Source organism: Anaerobacillus sp. 1_MG-2023, assembly GCF_030547345.1.
Taxonomy (GTDB): domain Bacteria; phylum Bacillota; class Bacilli; order Bacillales; family Guptibacillaceae; genus Guptibacillus; species Guptibacillus hwajinpoensis_B.
Genome location: NZ_JAUORD010000003.1, coordinates 24,110 through 49,801 on the forward strand (window position 1 = coordinate 24,110; position 25,692 = coordinate 49,801).

22 protein-coding genes are annotated in these 25,692 nt (G+C 41.2%); 21 read left to right on the top strand and 1 reads right to left on the bottom strand.

The window, feature by feature from the left end; genetic code table 11:
- Positions 1–8 precede the first annotated feature (8 nt).
- Both Q4550_RS06505 and Q4550_RS06510 read left to right on the top strand, forming a co-directional pair.
- Positions 9–779: an enoyl-CoA hydratase/isomerase family protein gene (locus tag Q4550_RS06505; RefSeq protein WP_303531178.1), complete on the top strand. Its 771-nt coding sequence runs from the start codon at positions 9–11 to the stop codon at positions 777–779.
- A gap of 191 nt (positions 780–970) precedes the next feature.
- The gene (locus Q4550_RS06510; RefSeq protein ID WP_194221326.1) at positions 971–1,534 is read left to right on the top strand and encodes an RsfA family transcriptional regulator; all 564 of its coding nucleotides are present in this window, start codon (positions 971–973) and stop codon (positions 1,532–1,534) included.
- Positions 1,535–1,563: 29 nt separating this feature from the next.
- Here Q4550_RS06510 and Q4550_RS06515 read toward each other — a convergent pair whose 3' ends face one another.
- Positions 1,564–2,037: an N-acetyltransferase gene (locus Q4550_RS06515; protein ID WP_194221327.1), complete on the bottom strand. Its 474-nt coding sequence runs from the start codon at positions 2,035–2,037 to the stop codon at positions 1,564–1,566.
- A gap of 231 nt (positions 2,038–2,268) precedes the next feature.
- Between Q4550_RS06515 and Q4550_RS06520 the strand changes: the two genes are divergently transcribed.
- The 19 genes from Q4550_RS06520 to ftsZ all read left to right on the top strand — a co-directional run bounded on the left by Q4550_RS06520 (position 2,269) and on the right by ftsZ (position 25,410).
- Positions 2,269–3,606, top strand: coding sequence for an acetyl-CoA carboxylase biotin carboxylase subunit (locus tag Q4550_RS06520; RefSeq protein ID WP_303531179.1), 1,338 nt, complete (start codon positions 2,269–2,271; stop codon positions 3,604–3,606).
- A 24-nt stretch (positions 3,607–3,630) separates the two neighbouring features.
- Positions 3,631–3,843 carry a biotin/lipoyl-binding carrier protein gene (locus tag Q4550_RS06525; RefSeq protein ID WP_194221329.1) on the top strand — a complete coding sequence of 71 codons (213 nt, stop codon included), beginning with the start codon at positions 3,631–3,633 and terminating at the stop codon, positions 3,841–3,843.
- Between the two features lie 53 nt (positions 3,844–3,896).
- Entirely contained in the window at positions 3,897–5,429 is a 1,533-nt protein-coding gene (locus Q4550_RS06530) for an acyl-CoA carboxylase subunit beta (protein WP_303531180.1), read from the top strand.
- Positions 5,430–5,544: 115 nt separating this feature from the next.
- The gene (locus tag Q4550_RS06535) at positions 5,545–6,426 is read left to right on the top strand and encodes a 2-dehydropantoate 2-reductase (protein WP_303531181.1); all 882 of its coding nucleotides are present in this window, start codon (positions 5,545–5,547) and stop codon (positions 6,424–6,426) included.
- Between the two features lie 18 nt (positions 6,427–6,444).
- Positions 6,445–6,828, top strand: a complete 384-nt coding sequence (locus tag Q4550_RS06540) for a DUF3397 domain-containing protein (protein ID WP_194221332.1) — start codon at positions 6,445–6,447, stop codon at positions 6,826–6,828.
- A gap of 102 nt (positions 6,829–6,930) precedes the next feature.
- Entirely contained in the window at positions 6,931–8,553 is a 1,623-nt protein-coding gene (bshC, locus tag Q4550_RS06545) for a bacillithiol biosynthesis cysteine-adding enzyme BshC (RefSeq protein ID WP_303531183.1), read from the top strand.
- Positions 8,554–8,894: 341 nt separating this feature from the next.
- Positions 8,895–9,326, top strand: a complete 432-nt coding sequence (gene mraZ, locus Q4550_RS06550) for a division/cell wall cluster transcriptional repressor MraZ (protein ID WP_194222283.1) — start codon at positions 8,895–8,897, stop codon at positions 9,324–9,326.
- A 34-nt stretch (positions 9,327–9,360) separates the two neighbouring features.
- On the top strand, positions 9,361–10,290 hold the full coding sequence (gene rsmH, locus Q4550_RS06555) for a 16S rRNA (cytosine(1402)-N(4))-methyltransferase RsmH (protein ID WP_303531185.1): 930 nt from the start codon (positions 9,361–9,363) through the stop codon (positions 10,288–10,290).
- 35 nt (positions 10,291–10,325) lie between these two features.
- Entirely contained in the window at positions 10,326–10,694 is a 369-nt protein-coding gene (gene ftsL, locus Q4550_RS06560; protein ID WP_303531187.1) for a cell division protein FtsL, read from the top strand.
- Between the two features lie 20 nt (positions 10,695–10,714).
- Positions 10,715–12,925 carry a penicillin-binding protein gene (locus Q4550_RS06565; RefSeq protein ID WP_303531189.1) on the top strand — a complete coding sequence of 737 codons (2,211 nt, stop codon included), beginning with the start codon at positions 10,715–10,717 and terminating at the stop codon, positions 12,923–12,925.
- Positions 12,926–12,987: 62 nt separating this feature from the next.
- Complete coding sequence (locus tag Q4550_RS06570; RefSeq protein ID WP_303531192.1) at positions 12,988–14,907, top strand: stage V sporulation protein D; 1,920 nt, start codon at positions 12,988–12,990, stop codon at positions 14,905–14,907.
- 97 nt (positions 14,908–15,004) lie between these two features.
- Entirely contained in the window at positions 15,005–16,468 is a 1,464-nt protein-coding gene (locus Q4550_RS06575; RefSeq protein WP_303531194.1) for a UDP-N-acetylmuramoyl-L-alanyl-D-glutamate--2,6-diaminopimelate ligase, read from the top strand.
- Complete coding sequence (locus Q4550_RS06580) at positions 16,465–17,823, top strand: UDP-N-acetylmuramoyl-tripeptide--D-alanyl-D-alanine ligase (RefSeq protein WP_303531195.1); 1,359 nt, start codon at positions 16,465–16,467, stop codon at positions 17,821–17,823. The genes Q4550_RS06575 and Q4550_RS06580 overlap by 4 nt, the downstream gene beginning before the upstream one ends.
- 12 nt (positions 17,824–17,835) lie before the next feature.
- Entirely contained in the window at positions 17,836–18,810 is a 975-nt protein-coding gene (gene mraY, locus Q4550_RS06585) for a phospho-N-acetylmuramoyl-pentapeptide-transferase (protein ID WP_194221340.1), read from the top strand.
- On the top strand, positions 18,810–20,150 hold the full coding sequence (murD, locus tag Q4550_RS06590; protein ID WP_303531196.1) for a UDP-N-acetylmuramoyl-L-alanine--D-glutamate ligase: 1,341 nt from the start codon (positions 18,810–18,812) through the stop codon (positions 20,148–20,150). Before mraY ends, murD begins: the two co-directional genes overlap by 1 nt.
- A gap of 67 nt (positions 20,151–20,217) precedes the next feature.
- Positions 20,218–21,318: a stage V sporulation protein E gene (gene spoVE / locus Q4550_RS06595; RefSeq protein WP_194221342.1), complete on the top strand. Its 1,101-nt coding sequence runs from the start codon at positions 20,218–20,220 to the stop codon at positions 21,316–21,318.
- Between the two features lie 376 nt (positions 21,319–21,694).
- The gene (locus Q4550_RS06600) at positions 21,695–22,477 is read left to right on the top strand and encodes a cell division protein FtsQ/DivIB (protein ID WP_303531197.1); all 783 of its coding nucleotides are present in this window, start codon (positions 21,695–21,697) and stop codon (positions 22,475–22,477) included.
- A 479-nt stretch (positions 22,478–22,956) separates the two neighbouring features.
- Positions 22,957–24,237 carry a cell division protein FtsA gene (gene ftsA, locus Q4550_RS06605; RefSeq protein WP_194221344.1) on the top strand — a complete coding sequence of 427 codons (1,281 nt, stop codon included), beginning with the start codon at positions 22,957–22,959 and terminating at the stop codon, positions 24,235–24,237.
- 30 nt (positions 24,238–24,267) lie between these two features.
- Positions 24,268–25,410: a cell division protein FtsZ gene (gene ftsZ / locus Q4550_RS06610; RefSeq protein WP_194221345.1), complete on the top strand. Its 1,143-nt coding sequence runs from the start codon at positions 24,268–24,270 to the stop codon at positions 25,408–25,410.
- Positions 25,411–25,692: the final 282 nt, after the last annotated feature.

Below are 25,692 nucleotides of genomic sequence, written 5' to 3' on the forward strand. Positions count from 1 at the left end.
GATGATGGATGACGAGTGTAAAAGTGGAGATTCGTAACGAAGCAGCAATTCTTACGATTAATCGCCCTGAGCAAAGAAATGCGATAAATTATGAGGTGATGGATCAGTTAATGGCGGCAATTGATAAGGCGGAATCTGATCCAAATGTAAAATACCTCGTTGTAACCGGAAGTGGAGATAAGGTATTTTGTAGCGGCGGGGATGTAAGGGCTTTCAAGGAACTTTACACTGAAGAGCAGGCATATACGATGCTTCGGAAAATGGGTGATGTGCTAGACCGCTTGTTTTTCTGTCAGAAACCAACTGTGGCTCTACTGAATGGTCATGCTGTTGGAGGTGGGCTTGAACTTGCTATTGCGTGTGACTTTCGGATAGCGAAAAAGAATATTCAAGTAGGTTTCATCCAGGGATCGATCGGGCTAACGACAGGCTGGGGCGGATCCACGTATGCTCTAACAAGAATGAATCATGGGGAAGCGATGAAAATGCTCATGAGTGCTGATCGCTATTCTGATCAAGAAGCCCTTGCAAATGGATGTCTTACATATGTAACCACACACGCTTCTTTTCAAGACGATGCTTACCAATACATAGAAAATCTGTTAAAGCGTTCTCCTTTGATCCTCTCTACTTATAAGTCTTACTGGTTAACTAGTCTAGATCAAAATCTGATTCGAGATAGAGTTGAGAAAGAAATAAGAAGCTGTGCGATTCTATGGGCGACCGAAGAGCACCATCATGCTGTGGCAACATTCTTGAATAAAAGTGGTAGGCGTTAACTCCATCGTATCCTATGCCTTAAAGTTAACATAATTAGCTATCATAGCTCTTTTTATAGACGTTTTAGCGATTGACTTAATCTGAAATTGACCCAATAGATAAGAAAATAGATTCTTTCATGAATAGAAGAGTCTACTACCTCTAGTAAATGCATAAGATGACTGTAAAACGGTTATTGGGGGGATTGCGCTTGGTACCAATTCGCCAGGATGCATGGTCAAAAGACGAAGATGTGTTGTTAGCCGAAGTCGTTTTACGTCATATAAGAGAATTCAGCACACAACTAGCTGCATTTGAGGAAGTAGGGAAAACACTTTCTCGAACGCCGGCTGCGTGCGGTTTCCGATGGAACTCCTTGATTCGAAAACAGTACGAAGCAGCGATAACATTAGCAAAGAAACAGCGTAAGGAACAGAAAAAGAACCAATCACAGTCGAAACGTGAATCGGTAGAAGAGGATCGAAGCATTGATTTAATTGACGAAGCGATCAGCTTATTAATCACATCCAAAACGCACCTTGCCGAATCAAATCAACATGAAGCTTCATTACAAGAAGCTATGGCTGAAAACCTGCAACTCAAACAGCATCTTCATCAACTAGAGAAAGAATATATGTCAGTACAGGAAGATTACCAATCTTTATTAGAGATCATGGAAAAAGCAAGAAAGATGGTTATTTTCCAAGAAGAAGATCAAGGGAATTTGCGATTTCAGATGGATGCTAATGGGAATTTAGAGAAAATAAAGAAATAGGAGCAGCCAGGGCTGCTCCTATTTCTTTATTATTCTTGTTCGGAAACGCCTTCTGGGTACCAAACATACGGATTTTCGCCTCGATCGCGATCAGGTTGATACGTAACGGCTTCAAACCCCATCTTCTCCCAGAATTCACCTGAACCTTGTCTCGCATTTGTTTTCACTGGAACATTAAATGTTTTTGCGAAATTAACAAGAGTCGAACCATAATCTCGATTATGATACTGCGGAAGCACTTCAAGCTTCCAGAGCTCCAGGTAATCCTGTGGTGGATCGAAGTAACGATCATATTTTCCATCGATTCGATAAAGGCTCATTCTAGCTACTAGTTTGTCAGCGTAGTAGATGCCATAGAATGGCGATTCACTATCATTTTCGATGATATTATCCTGAAGATCCTCCATCATGGATAGTTCCTGAATGCCGAACTCTTTAAATTTCTTAAACTCCTCAAGAGTTTTGTAATTGATTACAAGTGGACGAACTGTTAAGTCTACCATAGCGGCCCCCTCCGTCAAATGTGCTTATTTAATCTCTAAGATGAATAGAAGTATAAACTTCCTTCTCATTTATATTATAACCGAAAACACGAAACTTTTCCTCATTTCAAAAAACAAAGTATAAAAGGAATAATTTGAATATTTATTGAAACGTGAAGCGGAATTAATGATATGATAAATGTAAGGGTTTTCAAAAACCTGGTTCATGATTGTAATGAGAGGGGCGATAGTTTGAAAAAAATCCTAATTGCAAACCGTGGCGAAATTGCTGAACGAATCATTCGAACATGCAGCAGACTAGGAATAGAGACGGTTGCTGTTTATTCTAGCGCTGACAAAGATCTTCCATATGTAAACCAAGCAACAACGGCTCATCACATTGGAGATCCACCAGCAGCTAAATCCTACTTAAATCAGGATGAAATTCTTCGAATCGCGCAAGAAGAGAAGGTGGATGCAGTCCATCCCGGATATGGCTTCTTGTCTGAGAACGCCTCTTTTGTAAGAAAGATTGAAGAGAGAGGGATAACGTTTATCGGACCATCTGCTGATGTGGTTGAAGCAATGGGTGATAAAATCACCGCGAGAAAAACAATGCAAGAAGCAGGGGTACCGGTCGTTCCGGGCAGTGGTGAAATTGAGGATGTGACCGAAGCGATCGCATTTGCAAATGAAATCAACTACCCGATCATGTTAAAAGCAGCTGCAGGCGGAGGCGGGATTGGCATGCAGCGCTGTGAAAATGATCAAGAGTTAGAAAAAGCGTTCGCATCAAGTCAGAACCGTGCTAAAGCCTATTTTGGTAACGGGGCGATGTTCGTCGAAAAATTCATTGACGATGCGCGCCATATCGAAGTGCAAATTGTAGGAGACGACAATGACAATATCGTCCATCTGTTCGAAAGAGATTGCTCGATACAGAGGCGCAATCAGAAGGTGCTTGAAGAAACGCCATCACCTTTTTTGTCCGAAAAGACTCGTGTTCAAATAGGAGAAGCCGCTTTATTAGCTGCTAAGCATGTTCATTATACAAATGCTGGGACAGTAGAATTTGTGATGGATCAGAATGAAAACTTTTATTTTCTAGAAATGAACACCAGGTTACAAGTAGAGCATCCGATCACGGAAGAAACTGTTGGAGTAGATTTAGTTGAATGGCAGCTCCTTGTTGCACAAGGTAAAGACTTACCTTTGAAGCAAGAAGATATTGTGCCAACTGGTCATAGTATTGAATTTAGGCTATATGCAGAAGATCCAACATCGTTCATGCCATCACCTGGCAAAATTGAAACGCTAAAGTTTCCTGAAATAGAAGGGGTTCGGATTGATGCAGGCTACGAAAGTGGTTCAAGTGTTTCCCCGTTCTACGATCCGATGATTGCCAAAATTATTGTGTCAGGCGCTACTCGTAAAGAAGCAATCGACAAAGGAGAGGCTTTCTTTAAGGATTTCTCATTAACTGGGATCAAGCATAATGGTCCGTTGTTTACCCAATTACTAGCTGAGCGTCATTTTCAAGAGGGGAACTATTCGACGTCTTATTTAGCTCGTCATCTTATTAAAAAATAATCAATGAGAAAAGGAATGATGAAAATGCAAGAAATAAAAGCATCAATGGCTGGAACGGTATTAAACGTAATGGTAGGAGAAGGAGATTCAATTACAGCAGGTCAGGAGCTTGTGATGCTTGAATCGATGAAGATGGAAATTCCGATTGAAGGTGTAGAGGAAGGAACGGTCACAGAGGTGAAAGTAAGCGTTGGTGATTTTGTTAACGAAGGTGATGTTCTCGTTACCGTTAAGTAAGGAAGCTAGCTGAACGAGCGCTCGATCTAATCATAAACAAAGGAGGATTCAAAATGAATCATCTTGAAGAACTTTTAGCCACTAAAGCTACAGAAGTAGAAGGTGGTGGATCTGACAAATACCATCAAAAGCTAAAGGAATCGAATAAGCTTTTTGTGCGTGACCGACTTAAGCTTCTATTTGATAATGGTGAATATACGGAAGATGGTAAATTCGCGAACTATCATGCGAAAGATCTTCCTGCAGATGGAGTTGTCACCGCGATTGGCAAAGTGAATGGAGAAAAGGTTTGTGTGATGGCCAATGATTCTACAGTTAAGGCAGGATCTTGGGGTGCGAGAACGGTTGAGAAGATTATTCGCATTCAAGAAACAGCAATGAGCTTGAAAGTACCTCTCTTGTATTTGGTCGATTCAGCCGGAGCTAGAATTACAGATCAGCTTGAAATGTTTCCAAATCGACGTGGGGCTGGAAGGATTTTTCATAATCAAGTGAAAATGTCTGGAATGGTACCACAAGTTTGCTTGCTGTTTGGACCTTCAGCCGCCGGTGGCGCATACATACCAGCTTTCTGTGATATTGTCATTATGGTCGATAAAAACGCGTCGATGTATCTTGGTTCACCTAGGATGGCTGAAAAAGTAATAGGGGAAAAAGTAACGTTAGAACAAATGGGTGGTGCACGAATGCACTGCAGTACAAGCGGGTGCGGTGACGTTCTTGCTGCAAACGAGGAGGAAGCGATTGAACTTGGAAGGAACTACCTTAGTTATTTTCCGGGGAATTTCCATAAGCGCTCACCTCATCTAGAAGGTAAGCTACCTTCCCTTGAAAAGTCAATCAGTGATATCGTCCCTGAAAATCAAAATGCGCCATTTAACATGTATGACTTAATTGAGGCACTCGTGGATAGTGAAAGCTTTTTTGAAATGAAGAAGCTCTTTGCGCCAGAGTTGATAACTGGTTTTGCTCGAATAGATGGACGAGTAGTTGGATTGATTGCCAATCAACCAAAGGTTAAAGGCGGCGTTCTTTTCGTTGATTCTGCAGATAAGGGTGCGAAATTTATTCAGCTCTGCGATGCCTATCATATTCCTCTCGTGTTTCTTGCGGACGTTCCTGGATTTATGATTGGAACGAAAGTTGAAAGTGCTGGGATTATTCGCCACGGCGCTAAATTGATTGCGGCAATGAGCTCGGCTACGGTACCAAAGATCTCGGTAGTCGTGAGGAAAGCTTATGGAGCGGGGTTGTATGCGATGGCAGGCCCTGCATTTGAACCTGATTGCTGCATAGCTCTTCCGACTGCACAAATTGCCGTAATGGGACCTGAAGCTGCAGTCAATGCTGTTTATGCTAATAAGATAAATGCGATTGAGGATCCTAAGGAACGTATGGAATACGTCAAAGAGAAGCATCAGGAGTATAAAGAACACATTGATATTTACAAACTTGCTTCTGAATTAATTGTGGATGACATTGTTCCCGGAAGTGAGCTACGGGGAGTTTTAGTGGATCGATTAAGCTACTATGAATCAAAAGAAGTGGCAGCGCCAGATAAGAAACACCCTGTTTATCCTGTATAAAAGTCGTAAAATCCCTTAACTTAACTGTTAAGGGATTTTTTACTCATCATTGACGAGAACCTGTGCTAAACTTTAAGAAGAATATCATGTGTTAGACAAGAGGGTGACGAAAAAGTTGAATATTACGGTTATCGGAGCTGGATCAATCGGTTTACTGTTAGCATCAAAATTTGCGATGGAAGAGCACGTCGTTACAGTCGTATGTCATCGAAATGAACAAGCTGATCTGCTCAATCGAGGGATTACATATAAACAAGGAGAAAATATACGCGTAGCGCATGTGCGATCCACGCATCTTCTGGCGGGGGACGAATCGGATTTACTAGTTGTTGCAGTGAAATCGAATCAAGTTCCTTCTGTTATAAAGATGATTCAAAAGGTATACCGGGATAACCATTTACCTGATATCCTTTTTGTACAAAACGGCATGGGGCACCTTTCTCATTTATCATTACTACAGCATAATATTCTAGTTGGAGTTATTGAGCATGGCGCAAAGAAGGTAGATGAGAGAACGGTCGAACACACAGGAAGCGGCATTATAAGAGTGAGTGCATTTAGTGGTTTTCCTAATCCGCTTGCAAACCTCTCAACCAGGAATTTTCCGATTTATTATGAAAGTGACTGGTACCAGATGCTTGCAAAAAAACTTATTGTGAACTGTGCGATTAATCCTCTCAGCGGAATTTATCAAGTAACAAATGGAGAGTTGCTCCAAAATCCAAGGTTTTATAGTGTGATGCGAGAATTAGTTAAGGAGACCTGTCGCGTACTTCAATTAGAGTATGAAGATGCTTGGAATGATACGCAGCTTATATGCAGGCGAACGAGCTCGAATGCGTCATCTATGCTTGCAGACTTAAAGGCGGGAAGAGTGACAGAGATCGATGCGATCACAGGCTTTATTCTTAAAGAAGCTGAAATAAATGGCCAATACGTTCCTTATTCTAGGTTTGTCTACGACAGTGTGAAGGGTCTTGAGATGTTAAATAGATAGAGAAAGGAGTCTCATGAAATGGAAAACCTCTTATCATGGATTGTAGCAACGGCCGTAACCATTCCGCTGCTTGCCTGGTACCTGGTCTATATTATTACGGTAAAAACGACGCGGAAGAAAAAGTTCTCCTTTCGTCTTGCGGTAGATGTTTCAACGATCTTTTTTATCTTAAGCGTTCACTTTATTCTCGTTGAATTACTTGGTCAATCATTTCTTTGGGTCATTCTACTAATGATTATTGGGGCGGCTGGTGCATTTACCGTGCTTCATTGGAAAATGAAAGATGATGTCGAGATTCACAAAGTGATAAAAGGTGCGTGGCGTTTTAATTTTCTATTGTTTTCTACAGGGTATATTGTTTTAGTGCTTATTGGGTTAGTTCACCGAATTCTATCGGTCTAACTTATAAGCTTTTTTTTTGGTAGCAATGAGGAAGTTTGATATACTAACAAAGGATTAAATAGGCGGAGTTCCGCATTTGTGTCAAGAAAGGAAGAAATATAAATGAAACTCAAAGAAACATTCCTTCCAGGATCAAATGTCATTGCGACAGATTACATTGCTGAGAAAAAAGGAATCTCAGCTTTTTTTGACTATACATATCAGCATGATTCATCATATGAAAAGCGATACGAAGAGTTAATGGAACGTCATCAAGATCGTGCGAATTTAACGCAACACTTGATGGAGTTTAATAAGCAATTTGAAGCAGAAGGACCGGCGCTAGCAAATATCGAGCGTTTACAACAGCCAGAAGCGGTAACCGTTGTTGCAGGACAACAGGCTGGGCTGTTAACTGGCCCCCTTTATACGATCAATAAAGCGATATCGGTCATTAAGTTAGCAGCAGAGAAAGAACGCAAGCTAGGTGTACCTGTTATCCCTATTTTTTGGGTAGCGGGAGAAGATCATGATTATCATGAAGTCAATCATATTTATTCGTATGACGAAGGGCGAGAGTGCAAAGAGGCAGTGTCTCAAAAGCAAATGACAAAGCAGGCATTGTCTGATATATCGCTTGATCGTGATGCGATTAACTCCTGGACGCGTGACATGCTCAAACGATTTGGCGAAACCTCTTATACGAAAGAGATTCAAGGGTTTCTAGAACGTGTAACTGAGAAATCTAATACGTACGTGGATCATTTTTGTTACATCATGACAAAGCTTTTTTCAAAGCATGGACTTGTGCTCGTAGATTCAGGTAACCGAGATTTTCGCCGTCTACAGACGGACGCGTTTAAACAAATGATTCATCAAAACGAAACAATCAATGAAGGTGTTTTAACCCAGGCGGCTCATCTTCGTGAAGAGAATTATCCAATTGGTGTCGATCTTGATGACCTACAAGCAAATTTATTCGTAAAGGTAAACGGCGAACGGATATTACTAGAACGAATAAACGGAAGATTTGAGGGGAAAACCGCTTCCGTTTCCTACTCATTAGAAGAGCTGCTTGAATTAGCGGAACGTCAGCCGGAAGATTTAAGTAACAATGTTGTGACGCGACCGATCATGCAAGATGTCATGTTTCCTGTGCTAGGTTTCGTGGCTGGACCAGGTGAACTTGCTTACTGGGCTTTACTGAAGCCAGCCTTTCATACTTTCGGAATAAAAATGCCTGTCATCGTGCCGCGACTGACATTTACGTTTGTAGAGCGGCATATTCAAAAGTATATCGGTGATCTCTCTTTATCAGACGAAGAAATTTTAAAGTCAGGGATTGATCACATGAAAGAATCCTACGTGCGTCATTTAGATGATGTAGGGATCGGGGCTACATTTAAGGATGCTAAGTTGAAAGTGGACGATATTCATCAAAACCTTCGCGAATTAACAGAATCCGTTGATCATGGACTTAATCGCTTTGCTGAAAAAAATGGCCTGTTTCTTCAAAGACAGCTTGATCTTCTTCAGCAAAAACTTTATCAATCACTCGAGTATCAGCATGAAAATACGCTGGATAAATTCGATGAAGTAGGCTTTGCGTTAAAACCTAACGGAGCGCCTCAAGAGCGGAAGTGGAACGCAGTCTATTATTTAAATTGGCATGGTATGGATTTTGTGGATCAAGTGATGGAACTTGAGCTTCCATTTAATGATAAGCATAAGGTGATTTATCTTTAAGGGATAGAAGGAAAGCTGCCGGAGGATTCTGGCAGTTTTTTTGATTTGGCCAATATATTTGAAGTTTGGCCAATAAAAATGGGATTTAGCTAATATAATTCGAGTTTAGCCAATATATTCTAATTTTGGCCAATATAGCCGCTATAGGGCATGATTTTAAGCGGGTGACAGGCAACCGCGGAATGGCGAGTAGCCTATTTGTTTGAAAATCAAATGTTTTTAAATAAAAATCCCGCTGAACAGCAGGATTTTTGTTTTGTGGTACGAATTATTTTTTTAGTGGTGAAAAGTGGGGAGTTGTGGTAACTTAGAGGTAGAAAGTGGGAGAGGTGGAGGAAGCCATGTTTATGGGGGAATATCAGCATACTGTTGATGAAAAAGGCAGAATGATCATTCCCGCTAAGTTTCGTGAAGAACTTGGTGAAACCTTCGTCCTCACTCGCGGGTTAGATAAATGCATCTTCGGCTACCCAATGACAGAATGGGAAGTTCTTGAAGAGAAGATGAAAACACTCCCTTTTACAAAGAAAGATGCTCGTGCTTTTACCCGATTCTTTTTCTCAGGTGCAACTGAATGCCAACTGGATAAACAGGGCAGGGTAAATATTGCCGGAACATTACGCCAGTATGCAGGGCTTGAGAAAGAATGCGTTGTGATTGGTGTTTCAAATCGATTAGAAATTTGGGACAAAGCCGTTTGGGAAGAGTATTTCAATGCATCAGAAGAGTCTTTCTCTGAAATCGCGGAAAGTATGATGGATTTCGATTTGTAGAAGGCCAATATGGAATGAAGGTTAAGGTGTAGCTATGTTTGAACACATTACAGTATTAAAAGAAGAAGCAGTGAACGCACTAAATATTAAAGAAGATGGCATTTATGTTGACTGTACGCTTGGCGGCGGCGGTCATTCAAAAGCAATCCTGGATAAGCTTACCACAGGACACCTCTATGCTTTTGATCAGGATCAATGGGCAATAGATAACGCTAAAACAACACTTGCAGGCTATGAGGACAAGCTGACAGTTATTGAACGAAACTTTAGCTTCATCAAAGAAGCCCTCTCTGACCTTGGTGTTGAAGGTGTTGATGGCATTTTATTCGACCTAGGTGTTTCCTCTCCGCAGCTTGATAAAGGTGAGCGGGGGTTTAGTTATCAGCATGATGCTCAGCTCGATATGAGAATGGACCAATCTTCCAGTTTATCGGCGTATGAAGTGGTGAATGAATGGCAGTATGAACGCCTCGTCTCGATTTTTTTCAAATTTGGTGAAGAAAAGTTTTCAAAACAAATCGCTCGCAAAATTGAAAAAGCAAGAGACTTAAAACCGATTGAAACCACATTTGAACTCGTTGATATTATTAAGGACGCTATTCCAGCACCTGCGAGAAGGAAGGGAGGACATCCCGCTAAAAGGATTTTTCAGGCTATTCGAATAGCAGTGAATGATGAGCTTAAAGTATTTGAAGAGGCTCTTAAAGATGGGATGTCTATTTTGAACTCTGGTGGCAGAATGAGTGTGATTACGTTCCATTCTCTTGAAGATCGGATTTGCAAAACGACAATGAAGGAAGCGGCCTCTGGGCCTGAACTTCCGCCTGGAATGCCGATTATTCCAGACGCCTATCAACCTGATATCAAGCTTGTAACAAGAAAGCCGATTCTTCCGTCAGAAGAAGAACAAGAAGCAAATAGACGCGCACGATCCGCAAAGCTTCGTGTAGCCGAGAAAGTGTAAAGATAAAAATATAAAGAGGTGCAAGGGGGAAAATGATGAGTAACCTGGCGTATAAGTATCAGCAGCAGCAAACGCAAAAAAAACAAGTTGAAACGAAACAGCAAGCCGTTCATGTGGAACGTGGACGAATCACTAAAGGAGAGAAGTTGCTCTGGATGATGCTTGTACTAACGTTCGTGGCGGCGTCGATCTTTATGGTTTCTAATTACGCTAAGATTTATAATTTGAATACTGGCCTGCAACAAGCGGAAGCAGACCAACGTGCTCAAGTGAAACAGAATGAAGAGCTTCAGGTTAAAGTGACGGAATTAAGTGCGCCTGGTCGAATTGTGAACATTGCCGAAGATAAATTAGGCATGGAACTGAATGATCAAAATGTAGAAGTGATCAACAAAGGATCATAATTTCGGAGGTTTGCACTGTCATGAAAGAAACAAACAAGAACTCACATATTAATGTTGGAGCAGCGATTTTAATGTCACTATTTGTCCTGCTCTTTTTTGCTTTTATTGGACGGTTTTTCTACATCGAGTGGACACAGGCGGTATCAGGTTCCGATGGTGAAAAAGTGGACTTGATGGAGCTTGGAAAAGATAAGTGGACTAGAAGCAAAATTCTCGAAGCGGATCGCGGTACGATCTTTGACCGAACAGGTGAGAATGCTCTAGCTACCGATATTCCTTCCTTTACGCTAAGAGCGATTTTGGATAAAGAATATGAAGATCATGTAGAAAACGTCGATAAAACAGCTGCTGCGCTTGCACCTATTATTGAGATGGAAGAATCCGACGTGAAAGAAATTTTATCAAGAGACGACCTTTTTCAAGTAGAATTTGGTGCATCGGGTAAAGATTTAAGCTTAACTCAAAAAGAAAAAATAGAAGAAATGGATTTACCAGGAGTTGGATTCATCCCAACGAAAACAAGACTCTATCCGAACGAAGAGTTTGCTTCCCATCTTCTTGGTTTTACAAATGAAAATGATGATGGCGTGCAGGAAGGTTTACTAGGATTAGAAAAGGAATTGAATAAATATCTCATGCCGCAGGAAGGGAAAGAAACGTATCAAAGTGATCGTGAAGGGTTTAGACTTCCTTATGGAAACGAAAATATCACCCCTTCTAAAAGTGGCAACGATGTTTATTTAACAATTGATCAAAAAATCCAAGTGTTAATGGAAAATGCTTTGAATGAGGCACAGGAGAAATTCAATCCTGAACGAATGACGGCGATTGTGGCAGATCCAGATACAGGTAAAATCCTAGCGATGGGCAATCGTCCAACCTTTGATCCAAACTTAAGAAACGTTTCTAATTACACGAATATGGCTCTTACAGCATTTGAGCCAGGTTCGACTATGAAAATTTTCACTGTTGCATCAGCCATTGAAGAAGGTGTATACAATGGAGACGAGCTCTTTCAATCAGGTCAATATTCAGTACCTGGTGGCCGAGTGAGTGATCATAATGGTGGTGAAGGGTGGGGGGCAATTAGTTTTGATGAAGGTATTCGACAATCCTCTAACGTTGCAGCTTCCATCCTTGTTAAAGAAAAACTAGGCTATGAGAAGTATAAGGATTACTTAACTAAATTCGGATTGGATTCGAAAACAGGTATTGATCTCCCAGGGGAGTCTTCTTCAAGAATTACTTATGGTGGAGAGCTTGAACGAATTACGACTGGATTTGGACAAGGATCTACGATAACGCCAATCCAACAAGTACAAGCTATAACTGCAATAGCTAACGGCGGTAAGATGATGAAGCCATATGTCATAGAAAAAATAGTTGATCCTGAATCTAACGAAGTGAAGCTGAATCACGAACCTGAAGTAGCTGGAGAACCTATTTCTAAAGACACCGCTAAACAAACGCGAGATCTTTTACGTACGGTAGTGACGGATGGCACAGGTACCCCATATAACATTGAAGGTTACGAGATTGCTGGTAAAACCGGTACAGCTCAAATTTCACAAGGTTCAAAGGGCTATATGAGCGGATATGGAAATAACATCTTTTCGTTTATAGGTATGGCACCTGCAGATGATCCGGAGTTAGTAGTCTATGTTGCTGTTGATCGCCCGCAGCTTGAATATCCTGAACTAGGAAGTGACCCTGTTTCTTTAATCTTTAACACAGTTATGAAAAATAGTCTTCAATATTTAAATATTGATCCGATGGAAAAGAAAGAAGAAACGTCCGAAGAAAGCTCAAAGAAAGAGAGCGGTCAAGTATTAACAGAAGTGACGGGCATGAATGCAGACGAGGCGAAGAAAGAACTTGAAGCGAAAGGCTTATCGGTTACAGTACTTGGTGATGGAGAGGTCACAGGTCAATCTCCTCATGCAGGTACGAAAATCCTCGATAATGAACGAATTATTTTGCGTGCAGAAGGTAGTGCGAAAATGCCTGAAATCACGGGGTGGTCTCTAGCTGACGTTATGAAGTTAGTCGAGCTAATGGACCTTAAACCGAATGTCATGGGAGCTGGATATGTTACGAAGCAAGGCATTAACAAAGGAAGTAATATCAAAAAAGACGACTATCTAGTCGTTGAGCTGAAGTCTCCTTCTTCTGAAGAAGAAGAACCAGAACAAACGGAAGCTGAGGAAGATGCGGAGCCAATTACAGACTAGCAGGTCTATCTAAACCGTGTTGAACATATAGTGGAACGAGCATAATCAGGGAGGATGAGTTTATGCGCGTTTCCACTGTTACTGTTCGAAGGAGACTTGTGATGGCGCTTGTCATCGGTCTATTTGTATTTGCGGTTGTCGTCGTGAGGCTTGGTTATGTGCAGCTTGTGATGGGAAATTGGCTAAGTGAGAAAGCGAAAGATTCTTGGAGTCGAAATATTCCGTTCGAACCGAGTCGAGGCGAAATCTTGGATCGTAACGGAGTGCCTCTTGCAACGAATATTAGTGCCCCTTCTGTACTAATCGTTCCAAGACAGCTTCAAAATCCTGCGGCTACTGCTGAAGCTCTTGCTGCTTCCCTTAATACGAGTAAAGAAAAGGTTTATGAAACGATCACCCAGAATCAATCAATGGTTTGGATTCGTCCTGAAGGTAAGAAAATGTCGAATGAAAAGGCAAATGAAATTCGGAAATTGAATCTTTCAGGTGTTTACATTGCTGAAGATAACAAACGTCACTATCCAAACGGCGACTTTCTAGCTCACGTGCTAGGGTTCAGTGGTATTGATAATCAAGGTTTGACAGGTATTGAGCTCTACTATGATGAAGAGTTAAGCGGTGAAAAAGGACAGGTTGAGTATTATGCAGATGCGAAAGGTAAGCGGATGCCTTCTCTTGCAGATGACTATACAGAGCCTGTAGATGGGCTTGATCTACGTTTAACAATTGATTCAAAAATCCAGACAATTATGGAACGAGAGTTGGATATTGCGGAAGCTACCTACCATCCGGATGGAGCGGCAGCCATTGCAATGGATCCGAATACAGGTGAGATTCTCGGGATGACTTCAAGGCCGGATTTTAATCCAGAAGAATTTCAGCAAGTCTCTCCTGACGTCTGGAATCAAAATAAGCCTGTTTGGAGTACGTATGAACCAGGATCAACATTTAAGATTATTACGCTAGCTGCTGCTCTTGAGGAAGGGGAAGTTGATCTTGAGAAAGATCATTTTCACGACCCTGGAAGCATTGAAGTGGCTGGAACAAAATTAAGATGTTGGAAAGCTGGAGGTCATGGAAGTCAAACGTTTTTAGAAGGTGTGCAAAATTCCTGTAACCCTGGTTTCGTTCTTCTTGGGGAACGTCTGGGCAAAGAAAAGCTCTTTTCATATATTGATAAATTTGGCTTCGGTGACAAAACCGGCATTGACCTACAAGGTGAAGCAAGCGGGATATTATTTGATGTTGATAATGTCGGTCCACTAGAGCTAGCAACAACAGCCTTCGGTCAGGGGGTATCCGTTACGCCTATTCAACAGGTAACAGCTGTTTCAGCTGCTGTGAACGGAGGGACACTCTATGAACCATACATTGCAAAAGAGTGGCTAGATCCTGAGACGGGAGCAGTTGTAAGTAAAAACTCGCCAACTGCGAAAAGACAAGTGATTTCAAAAGAAACATCAGAAGAAGTAAGGCATGCGCTTGAGACGGTCGTTGCACTTGGAACTGGAAAAAACGCTTATGTAGATGGCTATAGGGTAGGTGGAAAGACTGGAACGGCTCAAAAAGCGAAAGACGGCGCTTATTTAAAAAATAATCATATCGTCTCTTTTATTGGTTTTGCTCCTGCGGATGATCCTCAAATTGTTGTATATGTCGCAATTGATAATCCGAAAGATACGCTCCAATTTGGTGGAATCGTAGCCGCCCCAATCGTAGGTAATATTATCCAGGATAGTTTGACGGTTATGGGTGTGGAAAAAAGGGAAGATCAAATTGAGAAAGAAAAGACATGGCAGGATGAAGAGATGATTGAAATGCCGGATTTAGTAGGTTTATCTACTGTAGATATTCATAAAGCAATGTATAATTTGAAAATTGATTCAAGTGGTGAAGGGGATACCGTTGTGGCTCAGGCCCCTGAACCTGGAGTGAAATTACCGGCTGGGTCAGAAATTCGACTTTATATGGGTGACAAATAAGCGACCGGTGAGTACAATAAGTAGTGAACAAGCCAAGGCGTATGCTCTTGGCTTGTTTTCTGAAAATATGTCAGCGAACTAGAAAGGTTTGAAAGAGATGAAATTACAAGAACTTCTCCATGCATTACTTACATATAAGCAAGTAGGAAAAGGGAACCCGGAAATAGCAACGATTGAAAGTGATAGTCGAGCTGTTAAAGCTAATAGTTTATTCGTTTGTATCCCTGGTTACACAGTGGATGGCCATGATTTTGCTGAGCAGGCTGTACAACAGGGAGCAGTTGCACTTATATCTGAAAAGGAGCTAGACGTTTCTGTTCCAGTTATTATTGTTAGAGATGCTCATCGTGCGCTTGCAGAGCTAGCTAATTATTTCTATCATAATCCAACGAAATCATTTTCTTTAATTGGTGTAACGGGAACGAATGGCAAAACGACCGTCTCTCATTTAATTGAGCAGATTCATCGTAATGAACAGCAAACGACAGGATTAATCGGCACTATTAATATGAAAATAGCAGATGAAGAATTCGAGACGAAAAACACGACGCCTGAACCATTGCTACTTCAAAAGCAATTTGCCAAAATGCAGGAAAGCAATGTTCAAACGGCTGTTATGGAAGTTTCTTCTCACGCGTTAACATTAGGTCGCGTTAGAGGCTGTGATTATGATGTAGCGGTCTTTACGAATCTAACTCAAGATCATCTTGATTATCATGGAACAATGGAGGAATATCGTCAGGCAAAAGGTCTTCTTTTTTCACAGTTAGGTAATACATATGATACAGGGAGAAAAAAGGTAGCCGTTTTAAATGCCGATGATCAAGCGAGTGAGCAATATGAACAAATGACTTCAGCGCACATTTTGAAATATGGAATTGATAATAACGCTGATATTATGGCTAACAGCATCTCGTTTTCCGCTAACGGGACAAGTTTTCACCTCGTTACTCCTGAAGAAGAACGAGATGTGAAACTGATGTTAACAGGCAAATTCAGCGTCTACAATGCACTTGCAGCTATTGCAGCTTGTCTTTCTAACGGGTTATCACTTGATCGTATTCTAGAGAGTCTTGAACAAATTGCAGGTGTTCCGGGACGGTTTGAACTTGTTGATGAAGGACAGGAATTTCCCGTTATCGTTGACTATGCGCATACACCGGATAGCCTTGAGAATGTGCTGTTAACAGTTAAAGAGATGTCAAAAGGGAATGTATTTGCTGTCGTTGGCTGCGGGGGAGATCGTGATCGTACGAAACGACCGCTCATGGCAAAGATCGCAACAGAATTAGCAGATACAGCGGTTCTTACTTCAGATAATCCGAGGAGTGAAGATCCTGAACGCATATTAGATGATATGGTGGAAGGTGTAAGTGGACATTATATCCGTATTACAGATCGAGCAGAAGCTATTCATCATGCTGTTACTCACGCTGTGGAAGGCGACGTTGTCCTTATTGCAGGTAAAGGACATGAAACTTATCAAATCATCGGCGATCGAGTGCTCGATTTTGATGATCGACAAATAGCACGTCAGGCAATAAAGGAGCGGAAGAGATGAACTTTTCATCTAAATTACTAAACAATATTAGTCAGGGACCAGTTGAACATGAACTGGTCTTTGAAGGTGTGGCGACGGATACGAGGAAAGACTGTACGAACAAATTATTTATTCCGATCGTTGGCGATGTATTCGATGGTCATCGTTTCATAGATGCAGCCATTGCTAATGGGGCAACTGGAACGCTTTGGGATAAAAATAAGCCATTTCCTCAAGATCTCGTCGGGAAGATCAATGTATACGAAGTTGACGACACAACCGTTGGGTTTCAGGAGCTTGCGAAACAAGTTCTTAAAGAACAAAATCCATATGTTATCGGTGTAACTGGTAGTAATGGAAAGACAACAGTGAAAGATATGCTTGAAGCGGTTCTCAGTCCTAAATATAAAACGTATAAAACACAGGGCAACTTGAATAATCATTGGGGACTCCCGATGACAGTTCTTGCTATGCCTGAAGAAACAGATGTATTGATCCTTGAAATGGGGATGAGCGGAGCAGGTGAGATTTCCCTTCTTACCCAGATCGCTACACCGGATGTTGCGATCATTACGAACATTGGAGAGTCTCATTTACTTCAACTAGGCAGTCGAGAAAATATCGCCAAAGCGAAAATGGAAATAGCAGAGGGACTTAAGTCCAATGGTCATCTCGTGCTTGATGGAGATGAGCCTCTTCTTGCTCCACTTCAGAAGAATGCGATTTCTTGCGGGTACGATGAGACAAATGACCTTCAAGTAGATCAAGTTGTAAAGCTGGATAATGGGTATTCGTTTACGTTATTAAATGAAAAAGAGCCGTTCAAAATTGCATTATTAGGTAAACATAATATTAAGAATGCGCTCTACAGCATTGCTGCAGGAAGAAAACTTGGAATGACAGATGACCAAATCCGAAAAGCTCTATCTTCCTTAACCCTTACTGGGATGAGACTGGAGAAGTTTACGAGTTCAACCGGTGCATTAATTATTAATGATGCCTATAATGCCAGTCCAACATCCATGAAAGCTGCGGTTGAAACGCTTGCTGAATTGGAAGGATTTGATAAGAAAATTGCCATTCTTGGTGATATGTATGAGTTAGGTGATCAAGAAGAATTTCTCCACCGTAACATAGCAACGGCGATTAAATCGTCTATTACGGAAGTGATTACAGTTGGAGAAAAAGCAAAGTGGATTTATGATGGGATCGTGGAAGACGAAGCACAGCAAGTGCCTGCTGTTTCCTTTGACAATAAAGAAGATGCCGCATCATATCTATCGGGCCAACTTGATGATAAAACAGCCGTTTTGTTAAAAGCTTCAAGAGGGCTAGGGCTCGAAACCATCGTAAAGGCATTAGAGAATGAATCTTAAGGAGGCAGTACAGTGATTGAAAGATTATTAATTTTTAGCTTATTAACATCATTTATTATTGCGGTGTTAGTATCGCCCGTATTTATTCCATATTTAAGAAGGCTTAAATTTGGACAGAGCATCAGAGAAGAAGGACCTAAGTCACACCAAAAGAAATCTGGGACTCCGACAATGGGTGGACTGATCATTATTCTGTCTATTATTCTCGGGACTATTATTATCGCTCTTAAATATGATGAAATTTCAACCCAAATTTGGCTGCTTTTATTTGTAACAGTTGGATATGGACTGATTGGCTTTTTGGATGATTTTATTAAAGTTGTGAAAAAGCGTAACCTTGGATTAACATCAAAACAAAAACTATTAGGTCAGCTCCTAATTGCGATCCTTGTTTATTTTGGATTAAGAACCGTTGGATTTGATACAGCGATTCATGTTCCAGGGACAGAGTGGAGCTTTGACATTGGCATTGGATATGTGATTTTACTTTTTGTCATGCTAGTTGGCGCGTCAAACGCTGTCAATCTGACAGATGGACTGGACGGGCTTGTAGCAGGAACGTCGGCTATTGCCTTCGGCGCATTTGCCATTCTTGCGGCGTCAGTATACATGTATGATGTGGCTATTTTCTCCGTCAGTGTCGTTGGCGCAGTACTAGGATTTCTTGTCTTTAATGCTCACCCTGCGAAAGTATTTATGGGTGATACTGGATCACTTGCGCTTGGGGGGGCACTTGCGGCTGTTGCCATTATGACGAAGCTTGAGCTTCTTCTCGTGATTATTGGTGGGGTGTTTGTCATTGAAACCCTATCCGTTATTATTCAGGTGACTTCATTTAAAACGACAGGTAAACGTGTGTTTAAGATGAGTCCTCTTCATCACCACTATGAGCTTTCTGGTTGGACGGAATGGCGCGTTGTCGCTACATTTTGGACAGTTGGTTTACTATGTGCAACGTTTGGAATCTATCTTGAGGTGTGGATGTAATGAAAAGAGTTAATTATGAAAATAAGTCTGTTCTTGTTTTAGGAATAGCGAAAAGTGGATTTGCGGCAGCGAAGCTCCTACGATCTCTTGGCGCTAAAGTAAAAGTGAATGATCGCGAAGAAGTGAAAAACAATCCTAAAGCAATGGAACTTCAAGAATTAGGGTTCACCGTTGTAGGCGGTGGGCATCCTCTTGAACTTCTAGATGGCGTCGATTTAATTGTGAAGAATCCCGGGATACCTTATGAAAATCCACTTTTAGCAGAAGCTCAAAAGAGGGAGATTCCAATTGTGACAGAAGTTGAAATCGCAGGTGAAATATCAGAAGCTCCGTTTGTCGCCATAACAGGTTCGAACGGGAAAACAACCACAACAACTCTTATTGGACAATTATTAAGACATACAGAGTCTAATCCGATTGTGGCAGGCAATATTGGAACAGTTGTATGTGAGGTAGCTGCGGAAGCTACACCTAATCAAACGCTTGTGACAGAACTCTCTAGTTTTCAGCTTCAAGGAACAATGAACTTCCATCCTCATATTTCAGTACTTCTAAATATTTATGAGGCACACCTTGATTATCATGGAACTAAAGAGGCTTATGCCGCAGCTAAAGCTCGTTTGTTCCAAAATCAAACCGAGGAAGATTTTGCTGTTTATAATGCCGACGATGAACTTGTCACTGGTTTTGCTGAGGCTTCTAATGCTTCACTCGTTCCTTTTTCAGCCACAAAAACATTAGATTCAGGCGTATGTATTGATGAAGAGTGGATCGTGTTTAAAGAGGAAAAAGTGATTAAGATTGAAGATCTATCAATGAAGCAGAACGTGGAAAATACGCTTGCTGCTATAGCTGTAGCGAAGTTGTCAGGTGTTTCAAATGAAAAAATCCATCAAGAACTAACAAACTTTCACGGTGTGAAACATCGTCTACAGTTCGTAGGAGAAGTTAACGCACGTAAATTTTACAATGATTCTAAAGCAACGAATTCAATTGCTACTAAAAAAGCGCTTGATTCCTTCAAAAAGCCCGTGATTCTTCTCGCTGGAGGTCTTGATCGTGGGAACGGGTTTGACGATTTAATTCCGTATTTCCAAACAAAAGTGAAGCACTTAATTACGTTTGGTCAGACTGCCTCTAAATTAGAAAAAACAGCTTCATCAGCAGGACTGGATTCTGTGACTGTTGTCGATAATGTAGAGGAAGCTGTTACAACAGCTTATAATCTTTCCGAAGCGGAGGATGTTGTTCTTCTATCACCGGCTTGTGCAAGCTGGGATCAATTCAAAACGTTTGAAGAACGTGGAGACATCTTTATTGAGGCAATGCATAGACTCTAATGAGAGGTTGTCTTGCTTATCCGGTGAGTTCGGTTAGGTAAAATCGACAAAACGGAGTGTGGGTCTATTGCCGAAAACAAAATCAACGCCAGACCTGGTCTTTTTAACTGCAACATTAGTGTTGTTAGCAATTGGATTAATCATGGTTTACAGTGCCAGCGCTGTATGGGCCTCTTATAAATTTGACGATGCATTTTTCTTTGCAAAAAGACAGCTTCTTTTTGCGGGGGTAGGTGTTGTGGCCATGTTCTTCGTGATGAACGTTGAGTATTGGACATGGCGCACCTGGTCAAAAGTAGGCGTGCTCATCTGCTTCATTCTGCTTGTTCTAGTCCTGATCCCAGGAGTTGGACTTGTTCGAGGGGGAGCGAGAAGCTGGCTTGGTGTTGGTGCGTTTTCAATCCAACCATCTGAATTTACAAAACTTGCAATGATTGCTTTTCTTGCTAAATATTTATCCGAAAATCAAAAACGCATTACGTCATTCAAAAAAGGACTAGTGCCGTCGCTTGGTATTGTGTTCATAGCTTTCGGTATGATTATGCTTCAACCGGATCTTGGAACTGGAGCGGTTATGGTTGGTACGTGCGTCGTAATGATTTTTATCTCGGGGGCAAGAATAGCCCACTTTGTTTGGCTTGGTATGCTTGGTTTAGCCGGCTTTGCCGTCCTGATTTTATCAGCGCCCTATCGAATTGCGCGAATCACCTCCTACCTTGATCCGTGGAGTGACCCACTCGGTAGTGGTTTTCAAATCATTCAATCGCTCTATGCCATTGGCCCGGGTGGACTGATGGGGCTTGGGCTAGGCCAAAGTAGACAGAAATTTTATTATTTACCTGAACCGCAAACAGACTTTATCTTTGCAATTTTATCTGAAGAACTCGGATTTATCGGTGGAAGCTTTGTGATTCTCTTATTTTCACTTCTTCTGTGGCGAGGGATTCGCATTGCACTAAGAGCTCCTGATTTGTTTGGTAGTCTTCTTGCTGTTGGTATCATCGGGATGCTTGCGATTCAAGTAATGATCAATATTGGCGTTGTAACTGGCTTAATGCCTGTAACAGGGATTACCCTCCCTTTCCTTAGCTACGGGGGCTCTTCCTTAACGCTCATGCTTGTAGCAATGGGAGTGTTACTCAATATCAGTCGGTACGCAAAGTTTTAAGCAGATCATGGAAGAGCGCTCATTAGAGAGCGCTCTTTTTCTATGATTTACATGATTGATTCAAATTACGAGGTAACCCTTTGAATTTCCCTATTTATTATATATCTTTGTTAGCTTATACTAGTGATTCTTAAGTATTGGCTCATTCTATTTGTCGGCACAGAGCTGAAATAAACAATGTTAAGTAATATAGCTTATTATTAAGAACAATTCTCTGGGATGAATTTCCTTCTAGAGGCTAATAACACCTTAACTTATGCTATAATGATTGAAATGAGGACAAACAGCTGGGTCATGCCGTTCGGTTGCCATGATAAGCGTTAGTAACATCGTAAGTATAGACAGAAGTTCATTTACCGGAGACGGAGGCAAGACAATGGAAGATCGCAAAGTTGTAACAATTGAAGATCGGATTCCCACGTTGAAAGCACAGCGTAAACAGCGCGCTAACAGAAGATTAATCGTCTATTTATCAATCTTCTTCTTTCTCATTTTGCTGATCATTTACTTCCAATCTTCCTTAAGTCACATTCGGAACGTTGAGGTTTCTGGCAACAATTATGTTTCAGAAAAAGAAATTATTAAGTTAAGTGAGCTTAATAATAGCGTGAGCTTTTGGAATTTAAATGCTAAAAATGTAGAAGAAAAGGTAGAAAAATCAAAAGAAATTAAAGAAGTAACTGTGACTAGACAGTTTCCTGCGACTGCTAAAGTGGAGGTTGTGGAGAATGCTCGAGTCGCATATCTAAAAAAGGGAAGTGAATATTTCCCGATTTTGCAATCTGGTGCTATTCTTGATGCACTCCCTAAAGGTGAAACGCCAGTGAGCGCTCCTATTTTGATGCAATGGAACGAAAGTACAGAGCTATCAGAAATGGCAGGCGAGCTCAGGAAAGTAGAATTAAGTATTATTAATCGTATTTCTGAGATTCACTATACGCCGAATGGGGATAAAGCTTTTAACTTAACTCTTTATATGACAGACGGATATGAAGTGAAAACAAGCATTAGCGATTTTTCTGAGAAGGTGAATAGCTACCCGTTAATAGTTGAGAAGCTTAAAGATAAAGCCAAAGGTATTCTTTATCTAAATGAAGGTAGTTGGCTTGAGCCTTATGAGGACGTTTCAACTGAAGAAGAGGAAAAGAAGGAATCTTGACGATAAAATGTATAGATAATCCCTGTTCTAATGGACAGGGAATGCTCTTTGTTCACGAAGGTTTATGAGCAGGGCAATTTATGTTTAATAACTCATTTTCATGTAAAAATGAAAGAAAACAGCAAAATTCTTTCCAATCACGAAAACAGTGACTTTTCTACTGCTTTCACATGGTGTAGACTAATACTTATGCACTGCTTTGTACATCTCTTCAGTAAAAAAGGAATGAACCGAAGAGAGTAGGGGAGTGTCACCCAAAAAAATAAGAGGAAATCTCGTATAAAAGAAGGGAAATAAACGGATTTGTGGAATAGAGTCCTTATATCACATTCTTCCCGGGACTTCATGAAGCGAGCCTTGAGGAAGTTTAATTCAAGAGATTATTGTGTATATAAAGGTGTTGGACATTTTTTCAACCCTATTATAGAGAAACTATTAATACCTGAACATGGTAGCATTTTGAAGGAGGTGCCAGGAGAATGAACAGCAATGAGATTTATGTGAGTCTAGACATCGGTACATCCAATGTGAAAGTAATCATTGGCCAGATGACGAACGATTCTTTAAATATTCTTGGAGTCGGCAGCGCGCCTTCCGATGGAATTCGTAAAGGATCGATTGTGGATATAGATGAAACTGTTCGTTCAATTAAGCAGGCAGTAGAAAACGCAGAAAGAATGGTAGGTTTATCGGTTCGTTCTGTGATTGTGGGGATTAACGGCAATCACGTACAGTTACAACCCTGTCATGGGGTAGTGGCTGTATCGAGTGAGGATCGTGAAATTCATGATGAAGATATTGCTAGAGTAATTGACGCAGCACAGGTTGTTTCTATCCCTCCTGAGCGAGAAATTATTGATGTGATTCCAGGACAGTTCGTAGTTGATGGACTCGACGGCATTACGGATCCACGTGGGATGATTGGTGTTCGCCTTGAAATGGAAGGAACAATCATCACAGGTTCAAAAACAGTATTACATAATTTATTAAGATGCGTTGAAAAAGCGGGTCTTGAAATTGCTGATATTTGTCTACAACCGCTAGCGTGTGGGTCAATGGCTTTATCAAAAGATGAGCGTAATTTAGGTGTAGCACTAGTTAACATGGGTGCTGGATCTACTACGATTTCTATCTTTGAAGAAGGCTCACTGAAAGCCACATCTGTACTTCAAATTGGTGGCGATCACGTAACCAAAGATATTTCGATTGGTCTTAGAACAACGACTGAAGAAGCTGAGCGAATTAAGATTAAGCATGGCAATGCTTTCGTTGATCTTGCTTCAGAAGAGGAAGCTTTCACAGTATCGACAATAGGAAGTTCGGCTGAACAAGAATTTAATCAGTACGAATTAGCTCATATTATAGAACCTCGGATCGAAGAGATGTTAGAATTGATAGAAGACGAAATTAAGCGAATGGGAATTCGTGAATTGCCGGGCGGATTTGTTCTAACCGGTGGTATGGTCGGAATGGACGGAGTTCTTGAACTTGCTCGTGAAATTCTGCAGCACAATGTACGTGTTGCGGTCCCTGACTATATCGGCGTACGCGAACCGCAATACACAACTGGCATTGGTCTTATCCAGTTCACGTATAAAAACGTGAAGATTCAGGGGAAAGAAGTGGCTGCATCACTCAACCCTGAAGAAGAAGTGAAGCCCAAGCGTAGAACAAAAGCCGAACCTCAACCAGGTGAGAAATCTTCTTCACCAGGTATGAAAGAGAAAGTGAAGAATTTCTTTAATCTATTTGTTGAATAAAGGGCTATTACAAGATTAGGAGGACCTGAGATGTTAGAGTTTGATATGAATATGGAACAATTAGCACAGATAAAAGTAATCGGTGTCGGCGGAGGCGGAAGCAACGCTGTCAATCGTATGATCGAGAATGGTGTCCAAGGTGTTGAATTTATTGCTGTTAACACGGATGCACAGGCATTGAACCTTGCTAAAGCAGAAGTTAAAATGCAAATTGGTGGTAAATTAACAAGAGGTCTTGGTGCAGGAGCTAATCCGGAAATCGGAAAGAAAGCTGCTGAAGAAAGCAAAGAACAGATTCAGGAAGCGCTTAGCGGTGCTGATATGGTATTCGTTACCGCAGGAATGGGTGGCGGAACTGGAACAGGTGCTGCACCTGTCATTGCTGAAATTGCCAAAGAACTTGGTGCATTAACAGTAGGAGTTGTCACACGTCCATTTACCTTTGAAGGTAAGAAGCGTTCGACACAAGCCGTTACTGGAATTGCAATGCTTAAGGAAAAAGTCGATACGTTAATTGTAATCCCTAACGATCGTCTACTTGAAATTGTTGATAAAAACACTCCAATGCTTGAAGCGTTCCGTGAAGCGGATAACGTTCTTCGTCAAGGTGTTCAAGGGATTTCAGACCTTATTGCAGTACCGGGTCTTATTAACCTTGACTTCGCAGATGTTAAAACCATTATGACTGAACGTGGTTCTGCATTAATGGGAATTGGTATTGCAACAGGCGAAAACCGCGCTTCTGAGGCTGCTAAAAAAGCTATTTCCAGTCCACTCCTAGAGACATCTATTGATGGTGCAAAAGGGGTGCTTATGAACATTACGGGCGGATCTAATTTGAGCCTGTACGAAGTAAATGAAGCAGCTGACATTGTTTCATCAGCTTCTGATGAGAATGTGAATATGATTTTCGGTTCTGTAATTAACGAAGATTTAAAGGACGAAATTCTTGTTACAGTGATCGCTACTGGCTTTGACGAGAACGAAAATAAGAAGAAGACGGTTCCACGTCCTTCTGCACAATCGAAGCAAAGCGCTCCGATACAACAGCAGAAGCATGAAGAGGAAGAAGTTCAGCCGGAGCCATCTAAATTCGGTACAAGAACGGAAGAGTCTAACGATACGCTAGATATCCCTACTTTCCTTCGTAACCGCAAACGTAATAGAAGATAACTCAGAAAACCAGCTCTTTTTAGAGCTGGTTTTCTTATTTGGGAAAGTTCGGTTAGTCGTTTATTAAATCTCTTCATTTCTTCTCTCTCCAGCGCTTGTCGGACCTGGTCGACCACTTCCGCTTTTTATGTAATCCAGCTCCAGTGGTCAGGTCCTCGAGCCGCTTCACCGTTCGTTTAGAACACAAAGGGCGTGTTCCAATCGAAAGGTTCCAGCGCTTGTCGGACCTAGTCGACCACTTCCGCTTTTTGTGTTAATATAAATAAAATTTATTTATTTCTG

What these genes read in the sequence shown, in the direction of transcription:
- Q4550_RS06505 (WP_303531178.1), top strand. Translation starts at nt 9, where the DNA reads ATGACGAGTGTAAAAGTGGAGATTCGTAACGAAGCAGCAATTCTTACG.
- Q4550_RS06515 (WP_194221327.1), bottom strand. Translation starts at nt 2,037, where the DNA reads ATGGTAGACTTAACAGTTCGTCCACTTGTAATCAATTACAAAACTCTT.
- Q4550_RS06525 (WP_194221329.1), top strand. Translation starts at nt 3,631, where the DNA reads ATGCAAGAAATAAAAGCATCAATGGCTGGAACGGTATTAAACGTAATG.
- Q4550_RS06530 (WP_303531180.1), top strand. Translation starts at nt 3,897, where the DNA reads ATGAATCATCTTGAAGAACTTTTAGCCACTAAAGCTACAGAAGTAGAA.
- Q4550_RS06540 (WP_194221332.1), top strand. Translation starts at nt 6,445, where the DNA reads ATGGAAAACCTCTTATCATGGATTGTAGCAACGGCCGTAACCATTCCG.
- bshC (WP_303531183.1), top strand. Translation starts at nt 6,931, where the DNA reads ATGAAACTCAAAGAAACATTCCTTCCAGGATCAAATGTCATTGCGACA.
- mraZ (WP_194222283.1), top strand. Translation starts at nt 8,895, where the DNA reads ATGTTTATGGGGGAATATCAGCATACTGTTGATGAAAAAGGCAGAATG.
- rsmH (WP_303531185.1), top strand. Translation starts at nt 9,361, where the DNA reads ATGTTTGAACACATTACAGTATTAAAAGAAGAAGCAGTGAACGCACTA.
- ftsL (WP_303531187.1), top strand. Translation starts at nt 10,326, where the DNA reads ATGAGTAACCTGGCGTATAAGTATCAGCAGCAGCAAACGCAAAAAAAA.
- Q4550_RS06565 (WP_303531189.1), top strand. Translation starts at nt 10,715, where the DNA reads ATGAAAGAAACAAACAAGAACTCACATATTAATGTTGGAGCAGCGATT.
- Q4550_RS06570 (WP_303531192.1), top strand. Translation starts at nt 12,988, where the DNA reads ATGCGCGTTTCCACTGTTACTGTTCGAAGGAGACTTGTGATGGCGCTT.
- Q4550_RS06575 (WP_303531194.1), top strand. Translation starts at nt 15,005, where the DNA reads ATGAAATTACAAGAACTTCTCCATGCATTACTTACATATAAGCAAGTA.
- Q4550_RS06580 (WP_303531195.1), top strand. Translation starts at nt 16,465, where the DNA reads ATGAACTTTTCATCTAAATTACTAAACAATATTAGTCAGGGACCAGTT.
- murD (WP_303531196.1), top strand. Translation starts at nt 18,810, where the DNA reads ATGAAAAGAGTTAATTATGAAAATAAGTCTGTTCTTGTTTTAGGAATA.
- Q4550_RS06600 (WP_303531197.1), top strand. Translation starts at nt 21,695, where the DNA reads ATGGAAGATCGCAAAGTTGTAACAATTGAAGATCGGATTCCCACGTTG.
- ftsA (WP_194221344.1), top strand. Translation starts at nt 22,957, where the DNA reads ATGAACAGCAATGAGATTTATGTGAGTCTAGACATCGGTACATCCAAT.
- ftsZ (WP_194221345.1), top strand. Translation starts at nt 24,268, where the DNA reads ATGTTAGAGTTTGATATGAATATGGAACAATTAGCACAGATAAAAGTA.